The following is a 12727-nucleotide window of genomic DNA, read 5'->3' on the forward strand; positions in this document are numbered from 1 at the left end:
AAAAAGCATGAATTCTTTGAGAAAGTAATCAAAACTTATTTCTATTGTAACTTAATTAATAGTTTTTTAGATAGCCTTTTTTGAGTCATGAAGGATGTTCTTGTGATATAGTTATATTTTTTGTTATTGGTTCATATATATTTGGATAGAGAAAAGTGGACAAGGGAGGTTATGTGATGCTTATTGCAGGTGTGCCTTGGTGGGTTTTTACATTAATTGTGTTAATTTTTTTCAGTGGATACATGTCATTTAAGGCAATGGTTGCTGAAAGAAAGTTAGAACAGCAGTATGCAGAAAAGGAAGGGAAAATTTATATGGAACGTATGAAAAAGGAGAGGGAAGAAAGGGAGAAAAGAAGGCAGCAAATTTCATAAAGAACTTAAATTAAAAAGAGGCTGTCCACTATATGGACAGCCTCTTAACCAATTAACCTTGCGCTGCATCTGGGCTAGATTCTTCGGCATTTTGGTTAAATAAGTCTTCATACTCATCAATTTTTACATCCACGTCTGCACCCTGTACTAAATCACTTATCTTTTGTTGAAGTACAGATTGGTCGACTTTTTCATAAATCAACTGACTGCGTAAGTCATCTTTCATGTCTTCAAATTCTCCAATTTCTTCTTCCACTTCACGTTTATCATTTACTTTAATGATATGATAACCAAACTCTGATTGAACAGGGTCACTAATTTCTCCACTTTCCATGCTATAGGCAGCATCTTCGAATTCTGGAACCATTTGTCCAGCAGAGAAGTAACCTAAGTTACCACCTTCTTGAGCTGATCCGTCCGTTGAATATTCTTCAGCAAGTTCAGCAAAGTCTTCACCATCATCAAGTTTTTTCTTTACTTCGTTTGCTGTATCTTCATCAGCAACTAAAATGTGCTGTGCATCGATTTCAGTCTGCATGCGGTCATATCTATTCTGTATTTCTTCATCTGTAATCTCTATATCCTCAGAAGCTGCTTGCTCTTGTAATAGAGATAGATGGATTTGGTTACGAAGCATATCTTCTCCGCCAAAGTTTTGAGTTACAACCATTTCATAAGAATCCCCATAAGCATCTTTTAAGGATTGAATTTGTTCATCTACCTTTTCATCACTGATTTCATATTTATCTTCTAATACCTTTACAGTCACCATCTCTTGCAAGACAGCGTCACCGTAACGGTCCTTCAGCTCCTCATAAAATTCTTCTTTAGTGATGTCGCCAGCATTTGATTCGACAACTACCTCTCCTGAATCTGAATTACAGGCAGTTAATGTTAGAACGCTAGCAGATAAGGCTAAAGCAACAGCTAATTTCTTCATTTGAACACTCCTAATCTTTATACTTCCAACTTATTTTATACAAAGATAAATATAACATATTTTGTTATAAAAATAATAGTACCAACTAATTTCCCTAGAAAATACCTATAAAGTGCCACAAATTATGACAAAGGCAAAGCATTTTATTATCGTAATGTTCCTATGTGGTAGTCGAAGTCATTATAAAATGTAAACGTAAACTTCCTTCTCTGAGAGGTGAAAAATATGTGCAATATCTACTGCTGTGGAAAATACATTTCGCTTTTTGTACGCGACCGGCGAAACAATAAATGACCAATATAAAAAGACACTGAAGCAATTTTCAGCGTCTTAATGGGCTTTCACTAATATATCATATCCATCATTATCATTTTGTATAAATGCTTTTTTTGGAGCTTTAATGATTTGGCTCATATACCAAAAATCAATAAACGTGACACCTATGTGAGTACAAGTGAATAACAACAAATATAGATACCATTCACCAAACAAATAGGTTGAAATAATTCCTGGTAAAGTAATCATAACAGTTGGTGCAATTAGTACGATTAAAGAAACTTTTTTTGTTACGTGAGTTTTTGTATAATAGGTAAAAATAGGAAAAATTTTCATTTTTAATTTATAAGCAATTTTCACTCGTTTTTTCATCATAATTAATGGAAGAATATGCACAAACGAATGTAAAGTCGGTAAGAAGGACATAGCAATAATAAATACTATCATACCTGAATCATGGGAACGATTTGTACCATGATAGATAGAAAAGGGTACATAAAGAACGATAAATATTAACAGGCCTAGTAATGTCGAGATTAGTAGAGTTCGATTATGTCCAAATTCTTTTTTTAGTTTAATGGATTTCCAGCAATTCATGTTGAATCACTCCCATGCTTTAAATTTTACATGCATCAAGAGCACTTCAAGAATCATAGTACGATTTATATAAAAAATCAATAGTTTTTTTGAGTTTTTTTCTAACATATTTTTAGTGTATGATTTTACATGAGAGTGGAGTAGACTTAAAGGTAAAATATGTGTGTTAATCATAAAAAAGTTTTTGAGTTCTTACTAAAAGGTTAATGATTACAAACGGAGGTTTTTAGAGTTGAAGGATATCAGGAATTGTAATACTTCTTCATTCCATATACAATTACTTTCTAAAATTATTGATATAGATCAATATCCATTTATTAAATTAATGATTATAAATAATATCTCTGAGAATGAATATGAGGATTTATTTCAATTGCTCACTCAACTAGAAGATACCTTTCAACAACAGAAAGAAGAAGGCCTCATTGATTTCACTTCACTATTAGTTCGATTTGCTGGTATGTTAAATGAAAAATTGGATCCGAATGAGACAATTTTCGCACTAAAAAAAGAAGGATATTATCCTTCTTTAATGGATGAGTTTACAAAAATTATTGCTGCAGAATCAAAATATCGAGGTAAGTAAATTTACTCTTCGATTTTTTTAAACAATGTCACCAATTGATTATGAAATTCAATAATCTCCTTCAATCGATGCGTTACGTCCACTGTATCTGTTGAAGGATCAGTTTCCTTTGCATCTTTATCAATTAACTTCTCTATTTCTTCTAGTGCTTCTTTCTGGTGATTTGCTGCATCCATCCATTTATTGATGTAAAAACTCATAAATGATTTAAATAATGACGAGTTTGCTTCGTATAGATCTTTTCGCACTCCTTTTTTCCAAACTCTTGTGACTAGATTTAAATCTAGCAGACTTCGAATGTTTGTACTCATAGAAGTTTTGCTTTTTCCTAAAGCTTCACTCATGTCATCTAGTGTAAGCGCTTTTCTAGACAAATATAAATAGGAAAAAAGTCGAGCTTCTAGTGGATTTAATCCAAACAGCTCAACTGTTTTAGAAAATTCAACCATAATTTGTTGTGTGATTTTTTCATCTTGTACTGAATCCATAAATCTAACCATTCCCCTCTATCATTTACCCTACAACAAAACGAAAATAATTAAAAATCTATATTTGTGTCGAATTCCCAAGGAATTTGAAGGAATTTGAAGGATTAACTATATAATTTACATACAGTTCAAACTGTACGTAAAAAATGTTCTTAAATAACGGAATTTAAAGTTTGTACAAAATGAACGAATAGGTATATAGTTGTAAAGTAGTAATTTGCTGTTTAGAACTTTCGATTGGGTATTATTTGAGTCCATAAGATTGAATAAACACTAGTTCGTAAATAGATTGATAGAAAGAAGAGGTGAAAGATATGCCAATCATAGAAGTAGATAAACTGACGAAGGTTTTTGGAAAAAATACGAAACAAGCTTTAAAACTACTTGATGAAGGCAAATCTAAGGAAGCCATATTGAAAGAAACTGGAAGTACGGTTGGTGTTAATCAAGCCTCCTTTTCTGTAGAGCCTGGAGAAACATTTGTCATTATGGGGTTATCAGGAAGTGGGAAGTCAACATTAGTTCGACTTATTAATAGATTGATAGAACCTACATCAGGAAGTATCTATATAGATGGAGAAGATCTATCTAAAATGGATAAAGCTGCTCTTCGCAAGGTTCGAAGAGAAAAATTAAGTATGGTATTCCAAAAGTTTGGCTTGTTCCCGCATAGAACTATATTAGAAAATGCGGAGTATGGTTTGGAAATACAAAATGTACCGAAAGATGAACGAGAAAAAAAGGCAAAAGATGCACTAGAATTAGTTGGCCTAGGTGGATATATCAGTCAATATCCTGGCCAGTTATCTGGCGGGATGCAACAACGTGTTGGATTAGCTAGGGCTTTAGCAAATGATCCAAAAGTCTTGTTGATGGATGAAGCTTTCTCTGCACTCGATCCACTTATTCGTAAAGAAATGCAAGATGAATTGATTGATTTACAAACAACGATGAAAAAAACCATTGTATTTATTACTCATGATTTAGATGAGGCATTACGTCTAGGTGATCGCATTGCATTAATGAAAGATGGATCTATTGTACAAATCGGTACACCAGAGGAAATCTTAGTAAATCCAGCAAATGATTATGTTGAAAAATTCGTGGAAGATGTTGATCGCTCGAAAGTGTTAACGGCACAACATATTATGAAGCGTCCTGAAACGGTTAATATTCATAAACATGGACCACGTGTTGCTTTAGAAAGAATGCGTGAGGAAGGACTTTCTAGTATCTATGTCGTTGATAACAATCGTAATCTAAAAGGCTATGTCACAGCAGATGATGCCTCAGATGCACGCAAAAAAGAAATTAAAGAATTAAATGAAATTATTAAAACAGATATGCCAAAAGTGGAAAAAGAAACAGCATTAAATGAGATATTTACCATTATTCATGATTCACAAGTACCAGTTGCGGTTGTTGAAGATGGAAAATTAAGAGGTATTATTGTTCGTGGATCTGTAATTGCTGCACTTGCTGGAGAGAGCGAGGTGAATTTAGATGCTTAACTCAATCTTAGAATTTGCACCAAAAATTCCTGTTGCTGAAGGGACAGAGTGGCTAACAGATAAAATAACAGATATGTTTTCTTTCTTATTTGATCCTATAAATGAGCATTTTGGAAATTTTATGGAATTTGTTGCTGAAGATGTTCTGATGGCAATTCCATCAGTCATCTTTATCCTTGTTGTCGCAATCATTGCATTCTTTGTTTCAGGGAAGAAATTTGGGTTAGCAAGCTTTGCTATAGTAGGTCTTTGGTTTATATATAATCAAGGACACTGGGAAGATTTAATGAATACAGTAACGCTAGTATTATTAGCTAGTATTTTATCCGTATTAATTGGTGTTCCAATTGGTATATTAATGTCGAAGAGTAAAATTGCGAATGCTATTATTACACCAATTCTTGACTTTATGCAAACAATGCCGGCGTTTGTCTATTTAATCCCAGCTGTAGCATTCTTTGGTATTGGGATGGTACCAGGTGTGTTTGCATCATTAATTTTTGCAACACCACCAACTGTTCGTTTTACAAATCTTGGTATTAGACAGGTGTCTGAAGAGTTAGTTGAAGCAGCCGATGCGTTTGGTAGTACAGGTTCTCAAAAACTATTCAAAGTGGAATTACCGATGGCTAAGTCTACTATTATGGCTGGTATTAACCAAACGGTTATGTTAGCACTATCGATGGTTGTTATTGCTTCTATGATTGGAGCTAAAGGTCTTGGTAGAGAGGTTCTTTCATCCTTACAACGTGCAGAAGCAGGTACTGGATTTGTAGCAGGTATTGGTATTGTTATTTTAGCGATTATTATTGATCGTCTTACACAAAATATGAATAAGAAGAAAGATTAATTTATTTGGTAATTTTTTTATACGAAAAGTCCATATAAATATCTATTGTCCAGAATGAGACTTTCTGGACAATAGAAAAAATATATAAGAAGGAGAGTATTTAAGTTATGGCTAAACTTAATTGGAAACGTCTAGGCATCGCTGCTGGACTTTCATTATCATTATTTGCTGCAGGCTGTGGCGCTGCAGAGGAAGAGCCTGAAACGGACAATGGTTCAGAAGAGGGTACAGAAGAATCTGCATCCGTAGATGGTCAAGAAATTGAATTGACATATGTAGAATGGGATACAGAAGTTGCATCTACAAATGTTGTGGGTAAAGTACTTGAAGATTTAGGGTATGATGTTGAATTAACTCCACTTGACAATGCAGTTATGTGGGAAGCTGTCGCAACTGGTGAAGCAGATGGTATGGTAGCTGCATGGATGCCAGGTACGCATGAAGCTCAGTATGCTGAATATGGCGATCAAATGGTTGACTTAGGTGCTAACTTAGAAGGCGCTGCAATTGGTATGGTTGTTCCATCTTATATGGATGTAGATTCAATTGCTGATTTAACAGATGAAGCTGGTCAAACAATTACTGGTATTGAACCAGGTGCTGGTGTCGTTGCTGCATCTGAACAAGCGTTAGAAGATTATGACAACCTAGCAGATTGGGAAGTTGAAACATCTTCGAGTGGTGCGATGGCTACTGCATTAGGTCAAGCATACGAGAATGAAGAAGAAATCATTGTAACTGGTTGGTCTCCACACTGGAAATTCCAAAAATATGATCTTAAATACTTAGAAGATCCAGAGGGAACTTATGGAGAAGCTGAAGAAATTAAAACAATGGTTCGTGAAGGTTTAGAAGAAGATGCTCCTGAGGCTTACCAAGTATTAGATAACTTCTACTGGGATACAGCTGATATGGAAGAAGTAATGTTAGCTATTCAAAACGGTACAGACCCTGCAGAAGCAGCGGCTACATGGGTAGAAGAAAATTCTGATAAAGTTGCTGAATGGACAGAAGGAATAGAATAATAATTTAAAGTTATAAAAGAAAGGCTGTTACATGCAAAATGTATCAGCCTTTCTTAATGTTCGTTTATTTATCGCACAATTTGGGCGTATTGCAGTAATTTTTGTTTGGGAATTGATAGAAACTCCGAATATATTTAATTAAGAATAAATAACTAATGGAGCGATTCGTTAACACCGCTACGGAAAGCGACTGCCCGGAGCGGAAATCAACAAAGCACTAAAGTAGATACTTATTCTTAATTAAAGAAATTAGCTGTCTATATATTATGCGTTATATACCTCAAGAAGCAACGATGACTAAGCGATGTTCCAATATTTGAGTAAAGTGACATGAACATAAATATTGGGTAAAGTGAGAAACATTTTAATGGGATTAATGAAGAAGGTGCATGCTATATTACCAGCGAAAAGACAGCTATATATCGATAGAAAAAGCTTTCTCCTGTTGAGAAAGCTTTTTGTTCATTTGCTAGTATTAACTTTTTCTTCTAAATCTTTTAGGCTGCTTTCGATTTGTTCTAGATATTCATGTATACTTTCTTGATGAGGTTCGATTGTATGTTTCCAATCTTCTACTGATTGTTTAATATCTTGTGTTAAGTCTTTAATTAATACGGCACTTTCTTTAGAAGTTTCGGTAATTTGATCTTTTAAACGTAAGCCATCTTCTTTTAAATGATAAAGTAGTTCTTTTAGATCGATACTTTGGTCTTTAACTCGATTGCGAATCTCTTTTCCGGACGAAGGTGTAGTTAATAATGCCACAGTAGCACTTACTGCCCCACCAACAACAATACCTAAGATAAGTGATTTTGCTCTTGACATATAAAAACGCTCCTTTCCTCACTTATAGTATATCATTATTAATTGTGATACTACTAGCAATCCTCTATAATTTTTATATGTATTTTGCAATCTTTAAAAAATCCTCTGACAAATATGCCAGAGGATTTTCTTTTATTAATTAAATGCCGTAGCAAACTTTGTTCTCTTCATAATGGATTGTACGATTGGATAAACAACTACCATAATCACAGTATTTACCGCCGCAGCAGGTAAGATAGCACCTACAAATAGTGCGATAAATCCACCTTCTCCTAAGCCTGCAATTAACGCAACAACTGTAGCAAAAATAGATCCGCTAATCAAGGTTCCAACAAAGGTTAATAAAGGTGCATTAATGTTGTTACTCTTAACTTTATTTTGTAACAATAGAAATAATGCTAATACGACAAATGCTGTGACTGGTTTATCAATCATGTTAGCGATTTGTCCTCCAGGTGCTTGGGTGGTTAATGCCGATATAATTCCAGATACAAGTGCAAGTAATAAAACATATTTTGCTTTTGGAAATAAGAAAATTCCTAAAAACATCATGGATAACAGCATATCAGGTTTGACACCAAATACGAAACCTGGAACTACAGCATGTAACACAGTTCCAATCCCTACTAGTAGTGATAACGTGATTAATACGCGAATATTCATTTTTTCCTCTCCTCGTCTATGCTTTTCTCTTCTACTCTCTTCCCAACTGTACACTCATTGTCAGTTGCGGAATGTATTGTTATTATACCAAAGATTTGACTAAATAAAAAGTACTAATTTTAAATTTCCTTTTTTTCTGATTATTTATTAATATTTTGATTAATTTCTGCTGCAATTTGTTGTAATTTCTCGCTAGTATAATCGTCTGTATGGACGGTCCAATTAGGAGAATATCCATCTCCATCACCATATCGAGGAATCAAATGAATATGTAAGTGAAAGACAGATTGTTCAGCATCTTCTCCGTTATTATTTAGTAAATTCATCCCAAGTGGCTTATAAGTGTCTTTAATCGCATTTGCAATTATAGGAACACGTTCAAATAATTCTTTTGCAACTTCAGGTGGTGTTTCAAAGATATTCTTTGTATGTTTTTTTGGAATGACTAGCGTATGACCTTTGGTGACTTGTGAAATGTCTAAAAAGGCATAAACATGATCGTCTTCGTATACTTTTGCTGATGGGATATCCCCATCAATTATTTTACAGAAAATGCAATCCTCGTGACTCACTTAATAACACACTCCTTAAGTTTGATTATTCTATATTTTATCTAGGAAATGGGGACAAAGTAAAGTGATTAGGCTAAAATTACCAAAAGAAATAGGCCTAGTCCGCTTTTTAGACGAACTAGACCTATTCTTTATGAAGAAACGGGATGGTAAACCTAATGAGTGGGGACCTGTAAACTTGCAGTTAAATCGAATTTAACCTTGTTTACAAAACCTTTTTGTCAGCATCTCATTAATGAGATGGGGTCTGGCAAAAGGGTTTTCTGTTCATTAGTTAGAACGCCAACACTAACACCTCATTTGTGTGGTTATTGGTCACGAAATTCAGTATAGTTTATCGTTCACTAACACCTCATTTGTGTTGGAATAACACGAAATTACATTAGTAACTCGATCACTAACACCTCATTTGTGATTCACACGATTGTAAGTGTTTGCTGCATCCCGTTTCTTCAGTACCTATTTTGTACTGGTTTCGCATATAATATACAAAAAAAGATAAAAAATTTTTTTGGTACAAATCTTGTCGAAATTTTACTCGCAGTATGTTTTGGAAAAGATTTGCAAAAATGATAAAATCGAAAGTAGTGTAGAGGAGGAACTAATTTGGATTCATTGCTGCATATAGATAACCTTTATGGTGGATATACACATAAAAATGTTTTGCATGGTATTTCATTTGATGTAAAGCCAAAAGAAATTGTTGGATTAATTGGTTTAAATGGAGCGGGAAAAAGTACCACCATTAAACATGTAATTGGTCTGATGCAAGCGAAAAAAGGAACAATCTCTGTAAATGGAAAAAGCTTTAAGGAAAATCCTACAACTTACAGAAATCAGATGGCATATATCCCAGAGATGCCCATTTTATATGATGAATTAACGTTACATGAACATCTCCATTTGACTGCAACAGCGTATGGCATTGAAAAAGAAATATTCGAGAAGCGATTAGAGCCACTATTAAAAGAATTTCGTATGGAAAAAAAGTTAAATTGGTTTCCGGTTCATTTTTCAAAAGGAATGCGACAGAAGGTTATGATTATGTGTGCATTTTTAATTGAGCCACCTTTATATATAGTGGACGAGCCTTTTGTGGGGTTGGACCCTTTAGGGATTCAGTCATATTTACAATTAATGAATAAGATGAAGAATAATGGTTCAGGTGTTTTAATGTCTACACATATTTTAGCAACAGCTGAACGTTATTGTGATCGTTTTGTTATTCTACATGATGGAAAAATTCGTGCATTGGGTACTCTTGAGGAATTGCGTGAAAGTTTCAGTATGCCGCGAGCAACACTAGATGATTTATATGTACAGTTAACAAAGGAAGATAGCCATGTTTGATTCCCATGCCTTTTATAAATCTCGTTTGTCTGCCCATATGAAAGAATTAGGGCGTTATTTACGATATATTTTAAATGGACACATGCTTATTGTTATATTCTTTTTGTTATCTACGATGGCTGTATATTACCAGCAATGGCTAACACAACTTCCGGAAAATTTTCCTACTGCGTTAATTATTGGGGGAATATTTGGGTTGATTGCAAGTTACAGTCCTGTTCGTACTTTATTAAAGGAACCGGACTTAGTATTTATTATTGTTGCAGAAGACCGGATGGGGTACTATTTTCGAAATACCATTATTTATAGCTTTGTAATCCAGCTATATTTAATTTTTTTATTGGCAGCTGCATTGGGCCCCCTATATTTTGCTGCATATGAAGATAGACCAGGGAATATTTATCTATTATCCATTCTTGTATTGCTAATTATAAAAGTTGGAAACTTATTAGCAAATTGGTGGATGCTAAAAGTAAGGGATAAAAACATTCGAAATGTAGATACTCTTGTCCGGACATTCGTTAATATTGCTATATTTTATTTTATCGTTCGAGGAGATGCACTCTTTGCAGGAATAACAACAATTATTTTTGTGCTGTTATTCTTGTATGACTATACCGTATCAAAAAAGCAGACAGGTGTGAATTGGGAATTATTAATAGAAAAAGACCAGCATCGCATGCAAGCATTTTATCGATTTGCCAATATGTTTGCTGATGTACCACATTTAAAAGCGCGAGTGAGAAAACGCCAGTGGCTGGTCCGTTTGGTTACAAAAGGTATACCTTTTGAAAATCGAAACACTTTCGATTATTTATTTCGAATTACGTTTGTGAGAAGTGGCGATTATATAGGTATGTATTTACGTTTACTGGTTATTGGTGGAATATTTATCTATTTAATACCTAATATGTGGATTAAGGTAATATTTAGTATATTATTCATCTACTTAAGTACTTTTCAAATGATGACGTTGTTTCATCACCACCGTACTATTATGTGGTTGGATTTATACCCTGTTGAATCAAACGATAAAAAACAATCGATAATCAAAATTTTATATCAGCTTAGTTTAATCCAAACTGTAATATTTGCTATTTTATTTATCGTAACACAAGATTATTTGGGTTTTCTTCTAGCCTTAGGCGGGGGAGTATTATTCACAGTTGCGTTTATTAATGGTTATGTGAAAGCAAAATTGGCTTAAGAGAGGGGCATTCCCTCTCTTTGATTTTACAGAACGTTGTTTTCTAGCCATTGTGACATATTAAATGCGCAATAAAAAGGATGGCGCTTAACCATCCAAAAAATATATATATTCATTAACCAAGTCTTGGGTCTTCCAATAATCGTTCAATTTCTTCTTTATGGTTTGTCTCATCAGTGATTAAATCTTCTAGTTTAACAACTAATTCTGTTAAACCTAGATTTTCTGCTTGTTTTTTTCTCTTTTCGTACCGTTCGATTGTATCGGTTTCAGATTGTAAAGTAGCTTCAAGCAAATCTTTTACATCAGTTGGTTGTGGGATTTCGGCTGCCTTCGTTGTAGGAGTGCCACCAAGTGATTTTATCTTTTCGGAAAGGTACAATGCATGTTGCATTTCTTCTGCTACTTCTGCTTCAAAAAAAGGTTTGAGAGCAGACCGGTATAACCCAGATACAACTGACGCACTATAGGTATATTGAATAGCAGCGCCATATTCGTTAGATAAATCTTCATTTAATCCTTCTATTAATTGTTGTAACTCTTGATTCATTTACATATTCCTCCCTTTAAACACTATTTTTTGTGAAAATTTTGCTATACTACCACTATACCATTTCTCAGTAATTTCAAACATTAATCTAATAGGAGTCACAAAAAGTTGCGAATTCAAAAATTGATTACATTTATGCTTATTATCGCTTTTCTCCCTACGATAATATGGACTGTTCAAATTACTAATGGATACATGCCCTATATGGATCAATGGACACGCGAATTAGTGATTAGAGTTGAAAATACAACTGTATACGAAATCTTCTTTACCATAACAAATTTAGGTTCTAGAGAATTTTTACTACCGTTTGTACTGCTACTGACGATTATCATAAGAATAATCTACAGAAAGTGGCTCCCTGCCATTATTTTTTCGGGTGGAACATATATTACATATAAATTAAATGGCTGGATGAAAAACCTTATACAACGCGAGCGGCCAAGTATTCTAGAAGAAGCAAACGCAATCGGAAATAGTTTCCCATCTGGACATGCCATGATTTCTACCGTTTGTTACGGCTTGTTAGCTTACTTTTTAACGAAAAAGATAAAATCCAAAAGTAAGGTTACTGGTATTCAAATTACGCTTTTCTCTATCATTTTTCTCATAGGAATTAGCAGATATATGATCAATGTCCATTACTTAACGGATGTATTGGCAGGCTATGTAATAGGACTAATTTGTATGGTTTCTTTTCTTTTCCTGTTTGAAATTTCACAAGCAAAACAATCTCCGCCTCAAGTCCGAGGGAAGAGCCATCTGCAGTAGGTATCTAATCAAAGTTATACCAAGTAAAATAGAATTACAAAAGAAAAATTTAAACTTCCCCATGGGAGTTCGAATTATTCTTTTGTGAAAATACCAAACCTAGTTATTCAAAATTTCGTTGCTTTTAACTAAGTTGGAGTTG

General features: G+C 34.0%; 16 protein-coding genes. 9 read left to right on the top strand and 7 right to left on the bottom strand.

The genetic code is table 11. The features are described 5' to 3' along the window. Positions 1-176 precede the first annotated feature (176 nt). The gene (locus D8M06_RS14460) at positions 177-374 is read left to right on the top strand and encodes a sporulation YhaL family protein (RefSeq protein ID WP_277749487.1); all 198 of its coding nucleotides are present in this window, start codon (positions 177-179) and stop codon (positions 372-374) included. Positions 375-426: 52 nt separating this feature from the next. Here D8M06_RS14460 and D8M06_RS14465 read toward each other — a convergent pair whose 3' ends face one another. Together D8M06_RS14465 and D8M06_RS14470 are read right to left on the bottom strand one after the other, a co-directional pair. Then, positions 427-1314: a peptidylprolyl isomerase gene (locus D8M06_RS14465; protein ID WP_121205137.1), complete on the bottom strand. Its 888-nt coding sequence runs from the start codon at positions 1312-1314 to the stop codon at positions 427-429. 330 nt (positions 1315-1644) lie between these two features. Next, positions 1645-2187, bottom strand: coding sequence for a DUF3267 domain-containing protein (locus D8M06_RS14470; RefSeq protein WP_121205139.1), 543 nt, complete (start codon positions 2185-2187; stop codon positions 1645-1647). 232 nt (positions 2188-2419) lie between these two features. On the opposite strand from D8M06_RS14470, the gene D8M06_RS14475 reads away from it, so the two are divergent. Beyond that, the gene (locus D8M06_RS14475) at positions 2420-2773 is read left to right on the top strand and encodes a DUF1878 family protein (RefSeq protein ID WP_121205141.1); all 354 of its coding nucleotides are present in this window, start codon (positions 2420-2422) and stop codon (positions 2771-2773) included. Between the two features lie 2 nt (positions 2774-2775). On the opposite strand, the gene D8M06_RS14480 is transcribed toward D8M06_RS14475, so the two are convergent. Beyond that, positions 2776-3261 carry a GbsR/MarR family transcriptional regulator gene (locus D8M06_RS14480; protein ID WP_121205143.1) on the bottom strand — a complete coding sequence of 162 codons (486 nt, stop codon included), beginning with the start codon at positions 3259-3261 and terminating at the stop codon, positions 2776-2778. 314 nt (positions 3262-3575) lie between these two features. Between D8M06_RS14480 and D8M06_RS14485 the strand changes: the two genes are divergently transcribed. The 3 genes from D8M06_RS14485 to D8M06_RS14495 all read left to right on the top strand — a co-directional run bounded on the left by D8M06_RS14485 (position 3576) and on the right by D8M06_RS14495 (position 6647). Then, a complete protein-coding gene (locus tag D8M06_RS14485) occupies positions 3576-4772 on the top strand; it encodes a quaternary amine ABC transporter ATP-binding protein (protein ID WP_121205145.1) in 1197 nt (398 codons plus the stop codon). Next, positions 4765-5622, top strand: a complete 858-nt coding sequence (locus D8M06_RS14490; RefSeq protein WP_121205148.1) for an ABC transporter permease — start codon at positions 4765-4767, stop codon at positions 5620-5622. Before D8M06_RS14485 ends, D8M06_RS14490 begins: the two co-directional genes overlap by 8 nt. A gap of 107 nt (positions 5623-5729) precedes the next feature. After that, complete coding sequence (locus D8M06_RS14495) at positions 5730-6647, top strand: glycine betaine ABC transporter substrate-binding protein (RefSeq protein ID WP_121205150.1); 918 nt, start codon at positions 5730-5732, stop codon at positions 6645-6647. Positions 6648-7109: 462 nt separating this feature from the next. Here the strand turns inward: D8M06_RS14495 and D8M06_RS14500 are convergent, their stop codons facing one another. From D8M06_RS14500 to D8M06_RS14510, 3 genes are all read right to left on the bottom strand, one after another. Continuing rightward, positions 7110-7472, bottom strand: coding sequence for a YtxH domain-containing protein (locus tag D8M06_RS14500; RefSeq protein WP_121205152.1), 363 nt, complete (start codon positions 7470-7472; stop codon positions 7110-7112). Positions 7473-7607: 135 nt separating this feature from the next. Next, entirely contained in the window at positions 7608-8135 is a 528-nt protein-coding gene (locus tag D8M06_RS14505) for a tryptophan transporter (RefSeq protein ID WP_121205155.1), read from the bottom strand. Positions 8136-8275: 140 nt separating this feature from the next. Beyond that, positions 8276-8707: an HIT family protein gene (locus D8M06_RS14510; protein WP_121205157.1), complete on the bottom strand. Its 432-nt coding sequence runs from the start codon at positions 8705-8707 to the stop codon at positions 8276-8278. A gap of 64 nt (positions 8708-8771) precedes the next feature. On the opposite strand from D8M06_RS14510, the gene D8M06_RS20295 reads away from it, so the two are divergent. From D8M06_RS20295 to D8M06_RS14520, 3 genes are all read left to right on the top strand, one after another. Then, on the top strand, positions 8772-8906 hold the full coding sequence (locus D8M06_RS20295; protein WP_277749488.1) for a hypothetical protein: 135 nt from the start codon (positions 8772-8774) through the stop codon (positions 8904-8906). 407 nt (positions 8907-9313) lie between these two features. Continuing rightward, the gene (locus D8M06_RS14515) at positions 9314-10057 is read left to right on the top strand and encodes an ABC transporter ATP-binding protein (protein ID WP_121205160.1); all 744 of its coding nucleotides are present in this window, start codon (positions 9314-9316) and stop codon (positions 10055-10057) included. Continuing rightward, positions 10050-11264: an ABC transporter permease gene (locus D8M06_RS14520; protein WP_121205162.1), complete on the top strand. Its 1215-nt coding sequence runs from the start codon at positions 10050-10052 to the stop codon at positions 11262-11264. Before D8M06_RS14515 ends, D8M06_RS14520 begins: the two co-directional genes overlap by 8 nt. Before the next feature lie 115 nt (positions 11265-11379). Here D8M06_RS14520 and D8M06_RS14525 read toward each other — a convergent pair whose 3' ends face one another. Continuing rightward, a complete protein-coding gene (locus D8M06_RS14525; RefSeq protein WP_121205165.1) occupies positions 11380-11814 on the bottom strand; it encodes a ferritin-like domain-containing protein in 435 nt (144 codons plus the stop codon). Between the two features lie 108 nt (positions 11815-11922). On the opposite strand from D8M06_RS14525, the gene D8M06_RS14530 reads away from it, so the two are divergent. Then, positions 11923-12585 (top strand): phosphatase PAP2 family protein, encoded by a 663-nt coding sequence (locus D8M06_RS14530; protein ID WP_241558960.1) that lies wholly within the window; start codon positions 11923-11925, stop codon positions 12583-12585. Positions 12586-12727: the final 142 nt, after the last annotated feature.

This window comes from Oceanobacillus halophilus (genome assembly GCF_003628505.1).
GTDB lineage: Bacteria > Bacillota > Bacilli > Bacillales > Amphibacillaceae > Oceanobacillus > Oceanobacillus halophilus.

Bases quoted from the DNA above. Each gene is read 5' to 3' on its own strand.
- D8M06_RS14460 (WP_277749487.1), top strand. From the start codon at position 177: ATGCTTATTGCAGGTGTGCCTTGGTGGGTTTTTACATTAATTGTGTTA.
- D8M06_RS14465 (WP_121205137.1), bottom strand. From the start codon at position 1,314: ATGAAGAAATTAGCTGTTGCTTTAGCCTTATCTGCTAGCGTTCTAACA.
- D8M06_RS14470 (WP_121205139.1), bottom strand. From the start codon at position 2,187: ATGAATTGCTGGAAATCCATTAAACTAAAAAAAGAATTTGGACATAAT.
- D8M06_RS14480 (WP_121205143.1), bottom strand. From the start codon at position 3,261: ATGGATTCAGTACAAGATGAAAAAATCACACAACAAATTATGGTTGAA.
- D8M06_RS14485 (WP_121205145.1), top strand. From the start codon at position 3,576: ATGCCAATCATAGAAGTAGATAAACTGACGAAGGTTTTTGGAAAAAAT.
- D8M06_RS14490 (WP_121205148.1), top strand. From the start codon at position 4,765: ATGCTTAACTCAATCTTAGAATTTGCACCAAAAATTCCTGTTGCTGAA.
- D8M06_RS14495 (WP_121205150.1), top strand. From the start codon at position 5,730: ATGGCTAAACTTAATTGGAAACGTCTAGGCATCGCTGCTGGACTTTCA.
- D8M06_RS14500 (WP_121205152.1), bottom strand. From the start codon at position 7,472: ATGTCAAGAGCAAAATCACTTATCTTAGGTATTGTTGTTGGTGGGGCA.
- D8M06_RS14505 (WP_121205155.1), bottom strand. From the start codon at position 8,135: ATGAATATTCGCGTATTAATCACGTTATCACTACTAGTAGGGATTGGA.
- D8M06_RS14520 (WP_121205162.1), top strand. From the start codon at position 10,050: ATGTTTGATTCCCATGCCTTTTATAAATCTCGTTTGTCTGCCCATATG.
- D8M06_RS14525 (WP_121205165.1), bottom strand. From the start codon at position 11,814: ATGAATCAAGAGTTACAACAATTAATAGAAGGATTAAATGAAGATTTA.